22 protein-coding genes are annotated in these 19,665 nt (G+C 38.2%); 18 read left to right on the top strand and 4 right to left on the bottom strand.

Going from position 1 to position 19,665, the window contains the following annotated elements:
• Positions 1-9: 9 nt before the first annotated feature.
• On the top strand, positions 10-291 hold the full coding sequence (locus tag BFS30_RS26810) for a DUF1360 domain-containing protein (protein ID WP_069382112.1): 282 nt from the start codon (positions 10-12) through the stop codon (positions 289-291).
• Positions 292-347: 56 nt separating this feature from the next.
• Positions 348-605, top strand: coding sequence for a hypothetical protein (locus BFS30_RS26805; protein ID WP_069382111.1), 258 nt, complete (start codon positions 348-350; stop codon positions 603-605).
• 80 nt (positions 606-685) lie between these two features.
• Here the strand turns inward: BFS30_RS26805 and BFS30_RS26800 are convergent, their stop codons facing one another.
• The 3 genes from BFS30_RS26800 to BFS30_RS26790 all read right to left on the bottom strand — a co-directional run bounded on the left by BFS30_RS26800 (position 686) and on the right by BFS30_RS26790 (position 4,028).
• Positions 686-1,279, bottom strand: a complete 594-nt coding sequence (locus BFS30_RS26800; RefSeq protein WP_069382110.1) for a dihydrofolate reductase family protein — start codon at positions 1,277-1,279, stop codon at positions 686-688.
• Between the two features lie 166 nt (positions 1,280-1,445).
• Positions 1,446-2,264, bottom strand: a complete 819-nt coding sequence (locus BFS30_RS26795) for an NYN domain-containing protein (protein WP_083252260.1) — start codon at positions 2,262-2,264, stop codon at positions 1,446-1,448.
• A 126-nt stretch (positions 2,265-2,390) separates the two neighbouring features.
• The gene (locus BFS30_RS26790; protein WP_069382109.1) at positions 2,391-4,028 is read right to left on the bottom strand and encodes an alpha/beta fold hydrolase; all 1,638 of its coding nucleotides are present in this window, start codon (positions 4,026-4,028) and stop codon (positions 2,391-2,393) included.
• A gap of 259 nt (positions 4,029-4,287) precedes the next feature.
• On the opposite strand from BFS30_RS26790, the gene BFS30_RS26785 reads away from it, so the two are divergent.
• Genes BFS30_RS26785 through BFS30_RS26775 form a run of 3 tightly spaced genes read left to right on the top strand, consistent with a single transcriptional unit; the run spans position 4,288 to position 7,139 of the window.
• Positions 4,288-4,977, top strand: a complete 690-nt coding sequence (locus tag BFS30_RS26785; RefSeq protein WP_069382108.1) for a hypothetical protein — start codon at positions 4,288-4,290, stop codon at positions 4,975-4,977.
• Between the two features lies 1 nt (position 4,978).
• The gene (locus BFS30_RS26780; protein ID WP_069382107.1) at positions 4,979-6,112 is read left to right on the top strand and encodes a PQQ-binding-like beta-propeller repeat protein; all 1,134 of its coding nucleotides are present in this window, start codon (positions 4,979-4,981) and stop codon (positions 6,110-6,112) included.
• 58 nt (positions 6,113-6,170) lie between these two features.
• On the top strand, positions 6,171-7,139 hold the full coding sequence (locus BFS30_RS26775) for a hypothetical protein (protein ID WP_157263066.1): 969 nt from the start codon (positions 6,171-6,173) through the stop codon (positions 7,137-7,139).
• 37 nt (positions 7,140-7,176) lie between these two features.
• On the opposite strand, the gene BFS30_RS26770 is transcribed toward BFS30_RS26775, so the two are convergent.
• On the bottom strand, positions 7,177-8,109 hold the full coding sequence (locus BFS30_RS26770) for a GlxA family transcriptional regulator (RefSeq protein WP_237028674.1): 933 nt from the start codon (positions 8,107-8,109) through the stop codon (positions 7,177-7,179).
• A 163-nt stretch (positions 8,110-8,272) separates the two neighbouring features.
• Here BFS30_RS26770 and BFS30_RS26765 point away from each other — a divergent pair, with 163 nt between their 5' ends.
• From BFS30_RS26765 to BFS30_RS26705, 13 genes are all read left to right on the top strand, one after another.
• Positions 8,273-8,704, top strand: a complete 432-nt coding sequence (locus BFS30_RS26765) for a VOC family protein (protein ID WP_069382104.1) — start codon at positions 8,273-8,275, stop codon at positions 8,702-8,704.
• Between the two features lie 36 nt (positions 8,705-8,740).
• The gene (locus BFS30_RS26760) at positions 8,741-9,274 is read left to right on the top strand and encodes an SRPBCC family protein (RefSeq protein ID WP_069382103.1); all 534 of its coding nucleotides are present in this window, start codon (positions 8,741-8,743) and stop codon (positions 9,272-9,274) included.
• A 298-nt stretch (positions 9,275-9,572) separates the two neighbouring features.
• Positions 9,573-10,379, top strand: a complete 807-nt coding sequence (locus BFS30_RS26755) for a hypothetical protein (protein ID WP_157263065.1) — start codon at positions 9,573-9,575, stop codon at positions 10,377-10,379.
• Positions 10,380-10,383: 4 nt separating this feature from the next.
• Positions 10,384-11,088, top strand: a complete 705-nt coding sequence (locus tag BFS30_RS26750; RefSeq protein ID WP_083252259.1) for a hypothetical protein — start codon at positions 10,384-10,386, stop codon at positions 11,086-11,088.
• Positions 11,089-11,132: 44 nt separating this feature from the next.
• A complete protein-coding gene (locus tag BFS30_RS26745) occupies positions 11,133-11,714 on the top strand; it encodes a hypothetical protein (protein WP_069382101.1) in 582 nt (193 codons plus the stop codon).
• Between the two features lie 75 nt (positions 11,715-11,789).
• A complete protein-coding gene (locus BFS30_RS26740; protein WP_335645345.1) occupies positions 11,790-12,026 on the top strand; it encodes a GNAT family N-acetyltransferase in 237 nt (78 codons plus the stop codon).
• Between the two features lie 60 nt (positions 12,027-12,086).
• Positions 12,087-12,497 (top strand): hypothetical protein, encoded by a 411-nt coding sequence (locus BFS30_RS26735; RefSeq protein ID WP_069382100.1) that lies wholly within the window; start codon positions 12,087-12,089, stop codon positions 12,495-12,497.
• Between the two features lie 647 nt (positions 12,498-13,144).
• Positions 13,145-14,104: an AraC family transcriptional regulator gene (locus BFS30_RS26730; protein WP_208603012.1), complete on the top strand. Its 960-nt coding sequence runs from the start codon at positions 13,145-13,147 to the stop codon at positions 14,102-14,104.
• 99 nt (positions 14,105-14,203) lie between these two features.
• Complete coding sequence (locus tag BFS30_RS26725) at positions 14,204-15,715, top strand: PQQ-dependent sugar dehydrogenase (protein ID WP_069382098.1); 1,512 nt, start codon at positions 14,204-14,206, stop codon at positions 15,713-15,715.
• A gap of 341 nt (positions 15,716-16,056) precedes the next feature.
• On the top strand, positions 16,057-17,094 hold the full coding sequence (locus tag BFS30_RS26720) for an aldo/keto reductase (RefSeq protein ID WP_237028673.1): 1,038 nt from the start codon (positions 16,057-16,059) through the stop codon (positions 17,092-17,094).
• A gap of 8 nt (positions 17,095-17,102) precedes the next feature.
• A complete protein-coding gene (locus BFS30_RS26715; protein WP_069382097.1) occupies positions 17,103-17,990 on the top strand; it encodes a helix-turn-helix domain-containing protein in 888 nt (295 codons plus the stop codon).
• A gap of 235 nt (positions 17,991-18,225) precedes the next feature.
• Entirely contained in the window at positions 18,226-18,816 is a 591-nt protein-coding gene (locus BFS30_RS26710) for a Crp/Fnr family transcriptional regulator (protein ID WP_083252258.1), read from the top strand.
• A 94-nt stretch (positions 18,817-18,910) separates the two neighbouring features.
• Positions 18,911-19,663 carry an SDR family NAD(P)-dependent oxidoreductase gene (locus tag BFS30_RS26705; RefSeq protein WP_069382096.1) on the top strand — a complete coding sequence of 251 codons (753 nt, stop codon included), beginning with the start codon at positions 18,911-18,913 and terminating at the stop codon, positions 19,661-19,663.
• The last annotated feature ends 2 nt before the right edge of the window (positions 19,664-19,665 follow it).

Below are 19,665 nucleotides of genomic sequence, written 5' to 3'. Positions count from 1 at the left end.
CACAGCGCAATGACAATTTATTTGTTTCTAATTTCTGTTCTCTCCGTTTGGCGTGTTACCCATTTAATACAGGCAGAAGATGGTCCCTTTGATGTAGTTTATAAGCTAAGAAAGCTTGCTGGTAAAAGCTTTTTTGGTTCATTAATGGATTGTTTCTTTTGCTTGTCTATCTGGGTAGCATTGCCTGTCGGGATTTATTTCGGTGGCGACTGGATGGAAAAAATATTATTAACCCTGTCTTTTTCGGCAGCTGCAATATTTTTAGAACAAATAATTATGAAAAAAAATTAGGCTGCTTTGTTTGTGATGCCCGAAAAATAATCTAATTACCCTTAAAAACTAAAACTATGAACTGCTGCGGACAAAAAAGGCAAAGCCTGGAATTTACTACTGATACCGATGTGCATGAAACAGAAAATAATCTGCGTACAACGGATCAAAGACCCGTTTATTTTCGATATACCGGTGATAACGAATTGCAGGTGAAAGGGGTTTTTAATATCGTCTATTCGTTTTCTGCACAAAAACCTAAATTGCTGGTACACCCAGATGATATTTCGGTAATGAGGGGTTATACAAATTTGGTTGAGGTGAAGGAAACGTAAGGAATTAAAAACCGTTTGAATCAAAAATGAGAAAGCCTGGAGTCTTATGATTCCAGGCTTTTTGTATGTTTTTGCAATCTCTAAGCACCAGCGGTGCCGGTTTTGACTTCTCCTTCTCGTCTGTAATTCGCCATAATCACACCACTGGGGGTAACCGTGCTTTCTATAAGCGTAAATGCTGCTGGTATCGCGCTATCGTCAAATAGTTTTTTTCCTTTACCAAGAAGCACCGGGTGAATATTGAGCCAAAATTCATCTACCAGATCATGTTCCAATAATAGTTGAACCAGCTTGCTGCTACCCCAAACGTTGATGTCGGAACCTTCCGAATTTTTAAGCTTTTCAATTTCTTCCACGCTTTTAAGGAATACAGAGTTTTCCCAGTCTGACTTATCCATGGTATTGGACAAGACGTATTTTGTGACCTCATTTACACCAGGCCAATATTCTGCATGTGTAGGCCAGTAATCTGCCCAGATGTCAAATGTTTTTCTGCCTAAAAGAAGATCGGCAGGTTTCAGCTGTTTTTGCATGACCTCAGCAGAAACTTCATCATCGTAGGCTGCGGTCCAACCGCCGTATTTGAATCCTTCAGACGGATCTTCTTCAGGTCCGCCGGGAGCTTGCATTACTCCGTCTAAAGTAATGAATGATAAAACAGTTATTTTTCTCATATCGATTAGCCTCCTGCATAGTTATTTTAAAAGTACATTTTAAGATAGATCAGGTTACGAAGGTAAATCTAGGGAATGATAGGGAAATAGCTGCGGTATGTATGCGGCAAATAGAAGGGGAGAATGCGACAGGTTTAAAGCAACACCCCCTGATCTGTTTGTTTCTTTACCGTTTTGTCGATTTTCTCTTATTGCCGGGCTTTTGTATGACAGCTGCAGGTGGAGTTATTTTTCTGATATAGATGTGTTTAACATTAGTTTTCCCACTTTCTCTTTCATCCACTTCAAAGCGATTGGTGCTCTTTATTAAAGGCAGCAATTTAGAGAACCCATAATTCCTGGAATCAAAATCTGGTTTTTTCTTCATCATCAAACTGCCTAGATCTCCAAGATAAGCCCATCCGTCTTCATCTGCAAGGTCGGTAATGCTATCGGTAAACAACCTGATGATTCCGGGATCAACTTTGTTTAAAGGCTGCGTTTCCGGAGATTTAGTGCTGGCAGTGGTTGCTGTGATGCTGTTGTCTTCTGAAGGTTGTAGTTTAGGTTTGAGGATCTCGATATAGATGAATTTATCACAGGCGGTAATAAAAGGTGTCAGTGTTTTCTTTTCGCCAATCCCGATTACTTTCATCCCTGCTTCCCGAAGCCTGGTGGCCAACCGGGTAAAGTCACTGTCGCTGGAGACAATACAGAAGCCGTCCACTTTTCCTGTATAAAGGATATCCATTGCATCAATGATAAGCGCACTGTCGCTCGCATTTTTGCCACTGGAATAGCTGTACTGCTGGATGGGCGTAATGGCATTTTCCAGCAGTACTTTTTTCCATCCGGAAACTGTTGGTTTAGTCCAGTCGGCATAGATTCTTTTAAAAGTAGGTGTACCGTATTTGGCAATTTCCTCAAACATCTCTTTCACATTGGCATAGGGTACATTGTCCGCATCTATTAGTACAGCAAGTTTCAGGTCTTTCTCGTTTTTCATAAGCCTTGAAGTAGGTTTTATCTAAAGATAAATAAACCTGTATGATTCTGATTTAAATTATGCTATATCTGGTGCGAATTGTCTTTTTGCAGACAATTCTTTAGTGGAATTGTCGTGTGAGGAGCTCTATTTCTCTCTAAGAAATTCCAGAACCATCCTATTGAGTTCTTCTGGCTGCTCAAAAGGGAGGTAGTGGGTTGTATTGGGAAGGATCCTCAATTGGGAATTTTTGACCATTGCCGCAATTGATCTGGTTTGTTCCTCCAGGATGACATCCTCGCTTCCAGCAACTATCAGCACTTTCTGAGTAATATGATCCAGTTGCTCAGGGCTAATGTTCGGTTCCTCCAGCATCAGCTTTATCAGTCTGGTGTCCTTATCGTTATTGGATATCTGCTTCCTGAACATTGCGAGTAAATCTTCTTTTACGCCCTTAGGGTTTAGGTTTGCCCCGATGGTAACGAGCTTGTTGACCAGTTGGGGGTGCTGATGGGTGAAGATCAGGCCTGTATTGCCACCATCGCTCCAGCCCAGAATATTTATTCTCTTCAGTTGCAATGCTTCGGTGAGTTGAAACAGATCTGAGGCGAATTGCTCGTAACTGTATGCCTGGGTAGATAGGTCAGTACTACGACCCTGAGCTCTGGTATCTACTGCAATGACCCGAAAATATCTGGCCAGGTAGGGGATTTGCTGATAGAAATCTGCGATGCTACCCCCGTTGCCGTGGAGCAATATAAGGGGATCGCCTTTTCCATATTCTTCATAATAGATCTTCGCATCTCTGATGCTTACATATTTTCCGTTTTTGTCTTTTCCATAACTTGTTTTTTGTGCCTTTGCCCTGTTCTGATATACAGTTATCAGCGTTTTCGTGTTCAGGTCGGTACTGGTGTCGGCTTTTGTAGTACTGTTTCCCACTACTTTGTTGCCCTTTTGGCTATAACTTACCTGCAGGTTGGATAGAAAGGTACCTGCGCTGGCCTCCCAGTTTCCCTGGCTCTGGTACCTGTATAAAAGGTTTTTAGAGATGGTTTTTTTGGCAGAAAGTCCAAATATGAAGGCGGTGTCCTTTAGGGGAACATAGTCTATGAGCTGAAGGGTAAGGGCTATTTTGTCCTGGTCTTTGAACCTTAGTGCGTAAGGGGACAGATCGATGTGCTGCCAGCCGGTAGTTTCCGTTCTAAAAATGATGTTTTCATTTTGAAGTGACTGGTCTGGAAGGTCATTCTTTAAGCTATAAATGTTGAGCTTCAAGGTAATTTGTTTATACCTTGAGCTGGGCATGATGTAAAAATTGTAGGCTTTTAACCTGGTGTCTGCAAAAAGTTGAAAACTGTTTCCCTGCTCTATGGTCGGTACATTTTGGTCGAACATTCTTGAAAAAGTGAGGAACGGACGCGATTGTTGGCCGATGGTTTTTTCTTTGAGCCTGGTGCTACTAATGTTTACTTCATTCAATGTGGATACTTTTTCGGCGAGTACTATATTGCCATTGTTTTGGAGTTCGCTTAGGCTTACTGTCTTTTCGAGATAGCCCAGAGCATTGAATATGATTGGGTTGTTTTTTACACTATCCGGCAATACAAGTTTGTATTGTCCTTTTTCATTGGCCAGGCTGCCGGTTCTGGAATTTTTGACACCGATGGAACAGTAAGGAATAGGATTGTTTTGCTGGTCTTTGACGGTGCCTTGAAATACTGTTTGTGCGTTAAGATAGATGGGTGCCAATAGAAGCAAGAAGGATAGAAGAAATTTATTCATAATGTATGTGATCAATGGAAGTAGACGATTGGCATGTTAGAAAGGTTGCATGATGCCATCTCCCGGGAAGAGTCATCAGATCCCGAATAATAACTCAATGACGACAAATAAAGACGTAATTGTAACGAATAATAAAGTTAGTTTATTTAGTGTAGCGCATTCTCTATTTTAGCGCAATCATATAAAAGCTTCAATAAAAAATGATTAGGACATGTACCAATGTCTCCAATCGGGAAATTAAAAAAATAAACTAGATCAAATGAAAAAAGTGCCATTCTTTAAACGATATAAAAAAACAATAATCAGCCTGGGTATAATTGTAGTCCTGTTTTTGGGTTTAGGTTATTACCTGGGGTTTCAGCATATCCCACATCATGTGCGGGAACTTGGACAAATGGTGGGTATATCAGGTAACATGGATAGCGGAGAACAGGCTGCAATGGATGCTGCTGTAACGACCGAGGATATGACAACTGAGGTCGCATCGGCGCCGGAATTTCCACTGGATACTTTAATGTGGGTCAATTCAATAAAAAATGGAGATTATATTCCTGATGGGGTAAAAGAGGAGTTGGCACGCATTAGAAAAACAGATTTTTCTAAAATGAGTGTTGCTACAGATAAACCAAATGATTCTGAAATCAGACAGGCAATTGTGCAAAGATTTGGGGAAGAGGCTATTAATTTATTAAAACAAAATGATGCCACGCTAAAAGGTGGAAAGGCTTATCATGCACCTCTACAAAATAGTGAGAAAAATGGGCAGGAGATAGCACGGGTTACCATGATGGTTACAGCGTTTAACAGTAAGCATGTTAATTTGATGAACATTCAGGAACCACTGTTACCCGTATATGATTTTGTGAAGTTCGAAAGTGATCCTGATACCTGGTATGTGACGGACATCAGCCAAACCATTCCTTATGATTATAAGTTAAATAAAAGATAAAATGAGGTTACTTCATTATGTCGGGTTTTTACTGTTAGGCATTGGTTTATTTGGCTGTACCAAAAAGCAGGAGCCTATTAAAACTAATTTGTTGATTGCGACCAATAATGGTGACCTGTATAATGTCAACCTGACTACCGGGAAATTACAATGGCAAATATTAGATCAAAGAAATAATGATGAGCTGACTTATTTTACGCAACAGGATCAAACTATTTTAAGGGCATATTCCGATAAGCGTATTGTGGAAATTGATAAACATACCGGGAAAATCAATTGGGTATTTACGGACGAAGTTTCGCCCAATCAGGCCGAGTATGGTTATGATTTCACTGGTGTATCTCATCTGTTATTTGCTCAGTACCCAATTATACAGGGTAGCCATTTTATTTTTGGCAATAGCCGGGGTGAATTTAAATCTGTAGACCAGAAAACCCGAAAAGTGAAATGGACACATCAGATTCATCAACCTATTTATTGTTCGCCAGTAATCTTCAACGACAAAGTGGTCATTAATGCGAGTTCTTCAATCAGAACTTTAAACCTGGTTAATGGTAAGCGAATAGCAACCTTTGATTTGGAAACCCCAGCTTTTTTAGCTCCTGTTGTAAACGATAATCTGCTTTACGTAGTTGATGAGCATGGTGCTGTGCATTGCTTAGATGGTGATTTGAATTTGCGTTGGGCGTATAAACCTGAGGTGGATATGTTCCAGCAGACTAAACTCAATTTTACTGAGCAGGATATTATTTACGGCGATACCGCAATGGTTTCATTAAAGAAAAATGGTGGTAAGTTGAACTGGCGGATTGTTTTGCCTCATCAAATTGATAAAAAAGGAAAGAATAACCTTTTACAATCTATGGAGGTAATGGATGATGTTATTGTTGCGAATACCCCACATTATTTGCTGATTGTTGACCAGGATAATGGAAAGATTTTAAAGCAGAAGTATTTTGCAGACCGGGAAACGATTGGGCAGCTTAAGTATTGTAATGGATTTTACTATTACCTCTGTTCGGATAATAATTTATATAAGATTGATCAGGATTTGAAAAAGGAAACAGTGGTGGCAAAGAATATCAAATACCAAACTGATAGGGCCATTGATGATACTTATATAGAGTTGTATTAAGTATTGCAACAATACATCATTCATTACTCCTAGAAGGATTTAATTTATCAAAAATATAATGAAAAGATCTATTTTATCATTAGTAATTTTATTTACAACTTTAAGTTGCTCTCAAATTTCTAATAGTCAATTGAATACGAAACAGGATTCGGAAATCAATTCTAAAAATATTATAGAAAAAATACTTCAAAATATAAGGCATTATCCAAAAGAGTCTAAATATGTGATCTCTCATACGAATGGGATGTGCAATTTTGAAATCTTTATTAATGATGTTAAAGTTACAAAAAGCTTTAATAATGAATCATTCAGTAGCGGAAATGAGATCAATCCATATCTTACCGGGAATACCAATACATTAAAGGTTGTTCTTTACCCAAGGGAAGATCTTGAAAAATTGGATGGTCAGACAGAGTTTGATGTAAAAGTGGAATCTTATGAAAATACCGAAAGGCTTTCAGCCGAAAAGCAACAGAATGATTTATTTGTTTATAATGCGCCAAAGGATAAAGATAACTTATTTAAAGATGCAGGAAAAGGTCGTTTTGAAGAAACAAAAACCTTTAAACTGTCTAATGTACCTTACACCATAAGTTGGAAAGACAGCCAGGATCTGAAAAATTTTGACAAAAAAATACTAGAAGCTAAGATACTCGAAGCATATAAAATGATTCAGGAAGCATTTAAGGCAAAAGATATGGATAAAATTGCACAGTTTTCTTATCGTAAAATGAAAGACCAGGCCGTTTCCCAATATTTTGATAAAGATGAAGTGCAGGAAGGCTGGGATGAGTTGACCTCTATAGCAAAAGCCGAAAGTTTAGAATTTATGCCATTGGAGCATTACGAATTAGTTTTTTACGGAGACGGAAAGTTGGTGGGATTAAAAAGTACAAAGAAAGACAAAGGTTTCAGAGGAGCTTCTGCACTACTGTGTAAATTCAAGAAAGGGGGAAGCCTGACTGGAGCTGAATTAGACTATTTGTTGCATATCCCAAAAGGGAAGACAGAATTTGAGATTTATTAATGGCTTTCATTTTGTTGTGCTGTTTTTTAGGATTCTGCTAGCGTAAAAGTAAGTATTTATCCCTATAGGCAACAGGTGTAAGGTCGGTAATCTTCTTAAATGCATCCCGGAAACTCTGTGTATCGGCATATCCCACTGCCACCATCACCTCCGAAACAGATCTGCGCCCCGTTTCCAAAAGTTTTTTTGCAGCTTCTATCTTGATGCGCTGTATATATTCAGCAACTGTAAGGTGTGTTGCCTTCAGGAACCTACGCTCAAAAGTTCTTCTTACTATGTGATATTTTGCACCCAGATCAGTAACGGTTAGTTTCTCTGTAAAATTTTGTTCAATAAAAGTCTGGATTTCTTTGATCAGTTCATCATCATGTTTTTTATAGCCTTTAAACACTACGAACGGCGTTTGATTCACCTTGTTGATGTCCACTACGAAATGCTTGGCAACTTGTATTGCTGTCTGCCTGTCCGTAAACTTTTCTATAAGGTATAAAAGCAGGCTCCAGTAAGCATTATTGCCGCCGCTTGAGTAAAGTCCTGTGTCAGCCGTAAAAATTTTATCTTCCACCAGCTGAACTGCGGGGTAATAACTTCTAAATTCGTTAGCATAATCCCAGTGTGTGCTGCATTGTTTATTTTTAAGTAATCCGCTAAAGGCCAATAAAAATGCGCCTACACAAAAGCTTGCGACTTCAGCACCATTTTTATACTGATCGGCTATCCAGCCTGCATAATCCTTATTTAAATAGGTAGCGCTAATCATATCGCCCGACATAGGAGGAATTACAATCAGATCATGTCGTTGCTCTTTATAAATCTGCCCATCTGGCCTGATGGTAAACAAACCGTCGTTCAATTGCACATCCTTTCCTAGCCCAACCAGGGAAATCCTAAATAGTTCAGGCTTCCCCTTTTGTTTTAGTAAACTGTTGGTATAGGTAAACACATCATGAGCATCGGTAATAGCTGCCAAAACCGCTCGTTTTACTGGGAGTATAGATATCCGGATCATTCAGCAAAAATAGATATTATAATTGTCGCATTCACCTTCTATACTATGTCGCATTTACCCATCACTACCTTTATAATATGCATTTACCTTTGTTAAACAATTAATCAATTAATTTTCATTCATTATGATTGGCACGAATACCTACCTGCATTTTATGGGCAATGCCCAAGAGGCATTTAATTTTTACAAATCAGTTTTCGGTGGTGAATTCAAAAATATTCAGCATTATAAAAGCCTGGACAGCGGAAAAAAAATGTCGCCCGAAGACCGGGAAAAACTCATCCACATTACATTACAAATTTCAGATGATATCTGTATTATGGCATCTGATGTGCTGGATTCAATGGAAATACCTTTTAATGAAGGAAATAATTTCCACATCTGTATGCATACGGAAAATGAACAGGAAGCCGATCGGTTGTTTGGGGCACTTTCTGCAGCAGGAAAAATAGATATGCCGTTAAACAAAACATTCTGGGGAGCCTACTTTGGAATGTGTCGTGATAAATTTGGCATTCAATGGATGATCAATTTCGACAATCAGTTATCCAGATAGCATTTTAAATAACTAAAATAAAAAATGTAAACACTAATGAAAATGATCATAAAAATAATAGTTGTCCTAATTGCCATTGTTGCTGTATCCCTGGTTATTGCCATGTTTTCTAAAAATAAGTATACATTAACGCGGGAAATTATCATCAACCGACCAGCGGATACTGTGTTTAATTATGTCAGGTACTTAAGGAATCAGCCTGAATACAACAAATGGTTGTTGCTTGACCCCAATACAAAAATTAGCTATAAAGGTGAGCCTGATGGATTGCCCGGTGCTATACTAACCTTTGAAAGCAGCAATAGTAAAGCAGGTAAAGGTGAATTTGAAACTAAAAAAATAACAGCTGGCCAAAGGGTTGATTTTGAGATTCGTTTTCTGGCTTTTACAGCCAACGGATATATGGATGTAAAATCCCTGTCGCCAAATTCAACAAAACTGACCTGGGTATATAACAGTGGGATGAACTGGCCAATTAATTTCGTACTTCTGTTTATGGATATGGATAAAATCATCGGTAACGACATTGCAGAAAGCCTGAACAATATGAAACACCGATTGGAATCGTAACATATTTTAAGACTACCGCAATACCCCAAAAACAAAAAAGCCTCTGGTATATAACCAAAGGCTTTTTTGTTTGCTAGCGTGGAAATAGGAACCCCATTAGAACACTTGTCAGAAATTTTGAGGATAATTGGAGAGATTTATAGGGATAAAGGATGCTCCAGCTAACCATTTCATTACGAATGATAGTCAAGAATCATCAAATATATGCTGCTTTTGGGCGAATAATAATTGTCGAATAAACTGCCAAATAATAAGCTTATTTTTAAGTATGTTCAATCTGTTGGGAAAGATAATAAATATGAAAACAGTTTTTTTATTGACACTTCTACTTTTTCTATCGATAATTAGTGTTGGGCAGAAGAATAATTACCAGAAAAAACTGACCGGACAGATCAAAAAGAACATCAGCTTTGCCAGAAATTTTGTTTATGCAGAAAACTCTGACTATAATATCGATAGCCTTTGCAAGGTAACGGCAAATAAGGTGGTGAATTTAATGGTAGGCAACAATTATTCGTCAATTTATTATCAGAATCTCGGTTTAAAGTTGTCTGCAGAGTGCAAGGACAAAACAGCCATTAAAATTTACAATTTTGGTTATGATTGTGGCGGAACGAGGAGATTAATTACACATCCTGTTATTCAATGGAAAAATGCATACGGCAAAATTTTTGCCTACAATCTATCTTCAAAGATTAATTGCGATTTTTTCAAAATATATCGTCTCAAAAGCCAATCCCGTAATTTATACTTGTTAATTGGAGTAGAGGCTGGTGACGGTAATTGTTATCAGGGCATAGCATATGTTATTGAGATTAAGGGTGATTATTTAATCGCAGATAATCCAATTTTTGTTAACCGACCCTATCTGAATTTATGTAACAGAGAATTTGAATTCGACGCTAAAATACAGGTTTTAACTAGTTTTCTGGGACATCCCTCAGTTCCATCTCCACTGAAATATGCTGTAGATGGTCAAGGAGATTATTCAAAAGATAAAATGGCCAATGTAAAATTAACAACACTAATAGGTGAAGGCTACAATAGCGAACCAAGTATTTTCTATTTAAAATTTAACGGGCATCAGTTTGTCAAAGAAAATTAAAGACATGAAGACTTCGAAATTACAAATTGGGTTCATTTTTTTAATTGCAAGCTATTTAACAAATGATAATCTAAAAGTAGGTGCTGACGCAGCAATTGTTATTTCTGACGCATTGAAGAAAGACAATATGAATGACAAAATAGAAAGAAAAACAGCTGTTGGTTCACTGACGTTGTATAATGACTCTTTACGTAGTGGCCGGGAATTAAATCTTACTAAAATATCGAAGAATGAGTTTCAATCTTACAAAGGGAAATATAAAGCAAGTTGCGTTTTGGATTCCGGACAATTTATCAGTGGTTCAGGTCTTTATGTAATTCACGAGCGTAAAGAAATTTATGAAACTTACCTGGCAGAAAGGAATACAAATAGAAAAATGTTAATGCCTTCGACCTATGATGCAGGAATATTAAAGATGCTACTTTCTCCATCGTGTAATCAACTAATAGTTTGTTCATCATATGATGGCCCTGATTATGGAAACTATTATGAATATAGAGCAGAAATTTTTTTATTCAATGTTTCAACAGGAATCGGGTTAAAAGGAATAACACCTTCTCTTAATTATTATACCAAAGACTGGTCAATTAATAATTTGATCTGGGTGGATGAGAATACTATAGCTCTTGAATTGTATAATGGAACACGGACGGGGAATAAAGAGGATTTAAAATTCAGGTATTTCAAGTCAAATTTAAATGCGAAATAGCTTTAATAAAACGAATTAATAATTGAAGATAAACAGAAAAATACATGAAAAAATCAGTAGTAACATTAATTCTTCTATTAATTCAATTAGTTGTTTTTGGGCAAAACAAATTATTAAAAGATGTTGATCATGATGGCATAATAGATACTGTATATGTTGACTCAACAAAATATACAATCGTTTGTAAATTATCCACAAAAAATTACAATCCAATATCAAGCAAACCTATTGAGATTTTGAATTTAATGTCAGGTGTTGTTGAAACAAAAAACGGTTTTGAATTTTTTAACGATTGGATGCGTGCTGGTTATAAAAATCAGTTTAGATATAACACTAAAACAAAGAAAATACAATTAATCGGTATGAGTAGATATGAATTTGGGAATGCCGCTAATGACGGAAGTGGTGAGTCTAGTGCTAATCTTTTAACTGCAGATTATATTGGAAATTGGAATTATTATGATATGGATAAAGGTGAGCTAATTAAAATACCAACTATAAAAACTAAAATGAAGTTTAATTTAATAAACTTAGAAGACTTCGGAGAAGAAATCTATTTTGGTTATGCTAAAAGCTGTACTGAATTATTTCATAAACACAAGAAAATAAAAATGAATAGAAAATAACGAAGTATCACAGCATCGATCGGGCCATAATTACCAAATGCCGATTTAATGGAATCCGAATCGTAAAAGGGTCATATGCAGGGAATCTTTGAGCAAATGGATAAATTTCATCCGACCGAGCCACATTGGTATTTACCAATGATTGGTGTTGATCCTGCGCACCAAGGCGCCGGTGTGGGCTCCGCGCTAATGATTGAATCCTCTAACCCAAAGAATATTTCGTTATATAAGCGTCACGGTTTCGAGGTTATCGGAACGATTCAATCTGGAAATTCGCCTGTTTTACGACCTATGCTGCGAAAAGCCCGATGAATCGATGTAGCCTGGAAGAGCAGGGAAATTAAAAAATTGAGTCTATAAATTTCAGCCAATATGCAGCAAAAAAGTAAAGTGATTTTTTTTCTTCCAGCTTTAATTTTTATAACAAGTGAATTGATAAGGACTTTGTTAAGGCCAATATATGGACAAAGAAAGTATGGATTGCTTAGTGAAATACTAGGGTGGCTTCCCAATTTTCTTGCGCCTTTAGGTTTCATGTCAGTTGCAATAGCTATAATTATTTTAGCACAAAGCTCATCTGACAAAACGATTTCAAAAAAGTTCAAACTATTATTGTTATTTGCATTTACAATTATTGGTTTAGTGGGATTTCTTCTACACGAAATGACACAAAAGGGAACGGGGCTTACATTCGACGTAAATGATATTTATGCAACGGTAGCAGGAGTCTGGTTGGGAGTTTATTTATTCTATTTTTTCCTTTTAAAGAACAAAGAAAATTAAGAATGCCAGTACAATAACCTCCTTTTATAAGTAGGAGAGTATCGTTCGAATCACGGGGTTTGCGCTTCATAAACTTTGATCTTTAAATGGTTTAAGAAGATGTTCAGTATCTTTATTTCTTCTTTATTACCATTTACTGTGATACGTAAATAGGGAGAGAGGGGGAGCTGTACTCCAGGTTAAAATCCCGCTTTATATGGTGTCGAAGAGGTTTGTGATTATTGACTCAGCGAATCACTCGCCTTTTCTTTGTACGTTTTAGCTGCAAATGCTATACACCGATATAGGAATTAGTAACGATAAAATAATAAATCCTACGCATTTTTATACCTTCCAAATATTTACATTTGAAGTTGTTGATTGAAAATGAAAAATGGCGTTATTAAAGATATTCTCTAAACTAATTATTCTGGTAACTGTTGCCTACCTCCCTGTAGCAGCACAATCATCCAAAATCCGCACTATAGCCCAAAGGGATACGGTAGCGGATCTATTGTAGATGAAGTAAGTAAAGTTTTGAAAGTAAAATAGTTTTAAACATTAATATGAGCTTTGGCGAGAAAATATTATTCTTTTTTAGTTTTTTGGGCGCATTTAACGCACTCATATTAGGTGTTTATTTTATCTTCTTTACGACTAAAAAACATTTGTCTAATTATCTTTTAGGAGCCCTGTTAGTGGTATTGAGTATCAGGATCGGAAAATCGGTTGTCTATTTTTTTGACAATAGTTTACCTCGAATTTACCTTCAACTTGGACTAACAGCGTGTCTTTTTATCGGACCGTTTTTGTATTTTTTCATCAAAACGGAAGCTAGAAAAATTAGAAGGTTACCTGGTTTGTGGTTATGGCAACTTGTAGGTTGGTTGGTACTGATTGTAGTAATCGGCACTATTTATCCTTATGAATATTTTGCTCCCTTATGGTGGAACTATATCATTCCTCTCATTTATTTTCAATGGGGTATTTATATTGTTTTTTCAGCGTTTTTCTTGTTGCCAATAGTAAAAAGATTATTTCATAAAGAAGAACTAAAGACTTTTGAAAAGTGGATATTAACCATTTATTGTGGGGTGCTGGTACTTTTTGCATCCTATGTTTGGGCAATCCTGAATATTACCAAGGGTAGCTATATAGGTGCGGCTGTATTCTTTTCTTTAATTCTTTATTTGGTGGTATTTACATTGCTTTACCGAAAGAAAACAAACGATCTGTCTGCTTTCTCTGTTCAGAAATATGCCGACAAAAAGCTGGATGATGAAGAAGTGAAGCAAATCATCTCCAGGCTAACCAAAGTAATGACTGAGAAAGAGCTTTTTAAAAATCCAAACTTGAAAGTATCAGACCTGGCCAAAGCGATTAACATTTCTGGCCATCAACTTTCGCAAATTCTAAATGAAAGTATTGATAAGAATTTTACACTGTTTATTAACGAGTACCGAATAAATGAAGCTTGTAAACTATTATTAAGTAATACAAACCTTACTATTGAAGCAGTAGCGGATGAAGTGGGATTTAATGCAAAATCTACTTTCTTTGCGGCGTTCAAAAAAATGAAGGGGGCAACGCCCAGTGTTTATCAGCAGTTAAACACTCCAGATTTATAAAATCGTACTACTAGATTTAAATTACAAGACCCTGATCATAAAAGTACAGTGCAAATTTGAACAACAAGTAAAAATTTCACTAATTATCAAAACACTTTTATGAAAAATGTAATTCTGACTATCATTGTAATAGTCGCCTTTTTTTTCTCCGGATTTTCCCAAAATCAGCCGACTGAAAGGCAATTAATAGAAAATACAATACAACGCTATTTCGATGGCTGGGCAACTGGAGACACTACTAAATTGGGCGGGGCAATGCATCCTTCTTGTCAGTTAAAGAATTATAACAATGGTAAATTTATCACATTTACCAGAAATCAGTATCTCAGCTTATTCAAACTTCATGAGCGTACTAAGAATTTAAAAACCAGCATAGTTGCTATCGATATTACCAACAATATGGGTAGTGCAAAAGTAGAAATTAGTACGGAAAGAGATCTGTTTACTGATTATTTCAATTTGATGAAAACCAATGAAGGCTGGTTTATTGCCGATAAAGTTTCGACGAGAACACCACATAAAATCTTTAATGTAAATGCTATCCTGCCAAAAAAAGAAATCATTGTAGAAGGTTTAAAACGCCCTTGGAGCATCGCTTTTATGTCAGAAGACGAAGCACTCATCTCTGAGAAAGAAGGAGATCTTGTAAAAGTTAACCTCTTGACTAAAGAAAAGACTAAGATACAAGGTTATCCAGCCGACCTAGATGATAGCATTACTGGCTTTGGAGACAACACAGGTAAATTTGAGGTTCTGTTAGACCCGGATTTTAAAACAAATAAATATGTTTACTTATCCTACGTTGCTTTAAGTTCTAATAATAGAACTACTAAGATTATAAGAGCAGTATTAGAAAATGAAACTTTACAGCAAATTAAAGTGCTTTTTGTAGCAGAACCTTATACAAAAGAGCGGTATCACTATGGAGGTGGAATGGTTTTTGGTAAAGATGGAAAATTATATTTTACTATCGGGGAAAGATTATTTTCTGAGCAAGATCAGCCTGCAATTCCCATTGCTCAGAATATTGAAGATAGAAGAGGGAAAATTTATCGAATTAACTCTGATGGAACCATTCCAAAAGACAACCCAGATTTTGGAAGCAAAGCAAGTCCAGGATTATATGCTATAGGAATCAGGGCAGCACAGGGTATAACGCTTGATACAACTACCAATAAAATCTGGTTTACAGAACATGGTACACATCAAGGGGACGAAATTAATGTGCTGAAAGCAAAAGCGAATTATGGTTGGCCTATGAAAACCACGGGGAAGTACCGCTTTGCAGAATTTGCACCAAAACCTATCCCTGGTAATGAGTATACAGACCCTGTATGGTCTTGGTTACAAACTGTAGCACCTACCGGATTACATTTTTATTCGGGAAATGAGTTTGCAGCGTGGAAAGGAAACTTACTTGTTGCAGGATTATCAAAAGGTAGCTTATGGCGCATGGTAATAGAAGGGGAAAATATAAAAAGCGCTGAAGAACTTTTTACAGATGATAGAGTAAGAATGCGAAAAGTGACGCAAAGTCCTATGGGTAAATTATACATTCTTACCGATGAACTGAGTGGTAAGTTAATAAGGATAAGAAATGTAGCTCTTTAAGCGGAAGAGAATGAATGATCACAAAAAGCCTTACATATACCGAATCGCTCATCTACAGGATGAAAAACTGAGCATATTTTGATACCTTGGCGGAGAGTGGGGGAATTGTACCCCAGGTTAAAATCCTGCTTTAATATGGTGTCTGGATGGTTTGTGATTGGCGACTCACCGAATCACTCACTGATCGTGGGTTATCTTTCTCCTAAAGCATGGCTTTTCTTTTAGACGGTAATGTTATAACTCTATTTCATAGTAAGTCAGATCCTCCCATAAGTCGAAAGGTTTATAGACGTTTAAAAATCAATCCTTGATTTGCTTACAAGCTTCAGGGGTTTGCATACATGCACGCGATTTGGCTTACCGACCTTTGGATCATGGAAATAAAACAAATAGCATTGGGCAGCCAGGGTTTAGTTCTGCCTGTGATCGGCCTGGGCTGTATGGGCATGACGGGTTTTGAAAAGGCGCATATGTATGGTCCTGCGGATGAGCAGGAAGCCATCGCGACGATCCAACGTTCGCTTGAGTTAGGCGGTAATTTTTTAGATACTGCCGATCTGTACGGACCGCTAAAGAATGAACAGTTGATCGCTAAAGCGATCAGTGGTAAACGTGATCAGTATATTTTGGCGAGCAAGTTTGGCTGGGAGATCGATGATAACAATAAGGTAACCTGGGCCATCAATGGCAAGAAAGATTATGTAAAGAAATCTTTGGAGCGTTCGCTCAAAAATCTGAATACGGATTACATTGATCTGTATTACCTGCACCGCCTGGATAAAAATACGCCGATCGAGGAAACGGTTGAGGCGATGGCTCAGCTGGTTCAAGAAGGTAAAGTGGGTTATATCGGTTTGTCTGAAGTTTCGTCTGAAACGGTTAAGCGGGCGCATGCCGTGCACCCGATCACTGCCGTACAAAGCGAGTACTCTTTGTTCGAGAGGACGGTGGAAGAACGCGGGGTTTTGGCAACTTTAAAGGAACTGGGTATTGGTTTTGTAGCTTACTCACCGCTGGGCCGTGGATTCTTATCTGGAGAGATCAAAAGCATCGATGATCTGCCTGAGAATGATTTTCGCAGGGCAATCCCGCGTTTCCAGGGCGTACAGTTCGACAAGAATATTGAATTGGTGAAAGCTATAGAAGTAATGGCTGAAGCCAGGCAGGTCACTTCTTCGCAGCTGGCTTTGGCCTGGATCATGAGCAAAGGCATCCTGCCGATCCCGGGAACGAAACGCCGGAAGTACCTGGAGCAAAACATTGCGGCAACAACTATTGTATTAACTCAGGCGGATCTATCACAACTGGAAAGCATCGTGCCTTTAGGTACAGATACCGGCGCGCCTTATGATGAGTTCAGTATGGGCTTAATTGATTAGTTTTGTTTATGAACGCCATTAACTCCATATCGGAATTTCACCGTTTGCTTTCCTTAACAGAACCTCGCCATCCGCTGGTGAGCGTGATCAATCTCGCAGAAAGTGTTTTTTTGGAAGACGAGATCTGGAAAGGTTTCGTTAACCGCTTTTATTGCGTGGCGCTCAAACGCGAGGCCAAAGGCAAGATCAGGTACGGACAGCAGCATTATGATTATGATAAAGGAGTATTGAGTTTTACTGCGCCTAACCAGGTGCAACAACTGGACCTGCAAAATATGGAATGCGGGTCCGGTTATCTCCTGATCTTTCACCCGGACTTCCTGTTACAGCATAAGCTGGCGAATAGCATTCATCAATACGGTTTTTTCGATTACGCAGTTAACGAAGCGCTACACCTGTCGGCCGAGGAAGAAGATGACCTGATCACGATCCTCCATAAAATTGATAAGGAGTGCCAGCGTATCGATAAGCATACCCAGGAGATCATTCTGACGCAGATCGAGAGCCTGCTAAAATACTCCAACCGTTTTTATGAGCGGCAGTTTTTGACCCGCAAGAATAATAATTCAGCGCTGCTGACCAGGTTCGGGCAGTTGATAGATGACTATTTTAACAGCGACGTAGAGGGTTTGCTCACGGTACAATATATTGCTGCGCAGATGAACCTGTCGCCGAACTACCTGAGTGACCTGCTTCGGGTTCATACCGGGCAGAACACACAGCAGCATATTCATGAAAAACTGATCGCGAAAGCCAAAGAAAAACTTTCCACGACCAGTCTTTCGGTCAGCGAGATCGCTTATGCCTTGGGCTTTGAGCACGCGCAATCCTTTAGCACGCTTTTCAAAAAGAAGACGAATTTATCACCACTGGAATTTCGTCAGACTTTTAGCTGATTACCAGGTACAAACTATGTCTGGTAAATATTCTTAGCTGAAATATTTACCAGTAGACTCGTTCGGGTCGATCAGCGCGTATTTGGCGATGCGTTCTCCGGCTTCTTCCGGCGTACTGGTTCTCTGGTTAAACGATGATTTTAAGTGCCATCGACCGGTTTTTAACAAGTGACAGAAGACTATAGAACTAAGGTGAAAAAAGGCTATTTTTGACCTTATTTCTATAGCTATTTATATGATGTCCGAATTTACACCGCTCTTTGATTATGTTGAGAAACTTTCTGGCAAAGTGCTTTCAGCTGATGAGAAGCAAGTCTTTATGATGCACTTCAAGTCAAAGAAACTAAAAAAACGACAATATTTTCTACAAGAAGGGGATGTATGTAAATATACCGGGTTTATCGTAAAAGGCTCGGCCAGAACGTTTACAGTTGATGAAAAAGGGCACGAACATATTCTAAAATTAAGTGTCGAGAACTGGTGGTTGAACGATTTTGAAAGCTTTTACCAATTAACACCAAGTCGGTTTAATATCCAGGCATTGGAGGATATGGAAATTCTCCAGATAACGAATGCGCTAGTGGATGAGTTTATTAAGCCTATTCCCGCTTTTGCGGCAATGCAAAACGTTATAGGTCAAAATTACACCATTGCAGCACAGAAAAGGATGCAGTCTGCCATAAGCCAATCAGGCGAAGAGCGTTTCCAGGAATTGGTTAATGAGTATCCACATTTTCTACAGCGCTTTCCACAAGCCATGATCGCATCTTATCTGGGATTATCTCCCGAGACTTTAAGCAGGATAAGAAAGAATTCCTTAAAATAAATTGATTTTTATCAAGTGTATTTAATGACTTAAGTCAAGATTCAGCCCGTTACGACACTGCATTTTTGGATATGTTAATTAAATCATAAAAATCATGAATAAGTTAAAAAATAAAGTCGCTGTAATTACAGGCGGTAATAGTGGTATTGGTTTTGGTATTGCGGAAGCCTTCAAAAATGAAAACGTAGTAGGAACCATTGTTGGCAGAAACAAGGAAACCCTGGCAAGCGCTGCGGCACAGCTTGGTGATGATTTTATAGCCATCAACGCAGATGTAACCGACCTAGCCGATCTGGAGCGCGTTTTTAAGGAAACCGCTGAAAAATTCGGTAAGATAGACGTGGTTGTTGCGAACGCGGGGGCTGGAACTACCGGAACCGTAGCAGATACGACCGAAGCCGACTTTGACAACACCGTGGACCTGAACTTAAAAAGTGTTTACTTCACTGTGCAAAAAGCGCTGCCTTATATGAATGATGGAGGTTCTGTTATTCTGATCGGATCAAATGCAGCACATCGTGCCTACCCTTCATTTGGACTTTATGGTGCCGCAAAAGCAGCAGTGATCTATCTGGCAAAAGCGTTTTCAAATGACCTTATAGATAGAAAAATAAGAGTAAACGTAATTACGCCGGGTACAACTGATACGCCGGCATTTGACAAATTCGTGCCTGCGGAGCAAATCGAAGCTTTAAAAACTCACTTTGCTAGTGTAATGCCAATTGGCAGGATAGGCCATCCGTCTGATATCGGTAAAACAGCGGTATTCCTGGCCTCTGATGATTCTTCATTCATGTTGGGTGCTGAACTCCTTGTTGATGGTGGCATGACCTATTTATCTAAATAAAA

Source organism: Pedobacter steynii (genome assembly GCF_001721645.1).
Lineage (GTDB): Bacteria > Bacteroidota > Bacteroidia > Sphingobacteriales > Sphingobacteriaceae > Pedobacter > Pedobacter steynii_A.
Note: the sequence above shows the minus strand (reverse complement) of the source record. Positions and strands in the feature narration are given on the sequence as shown.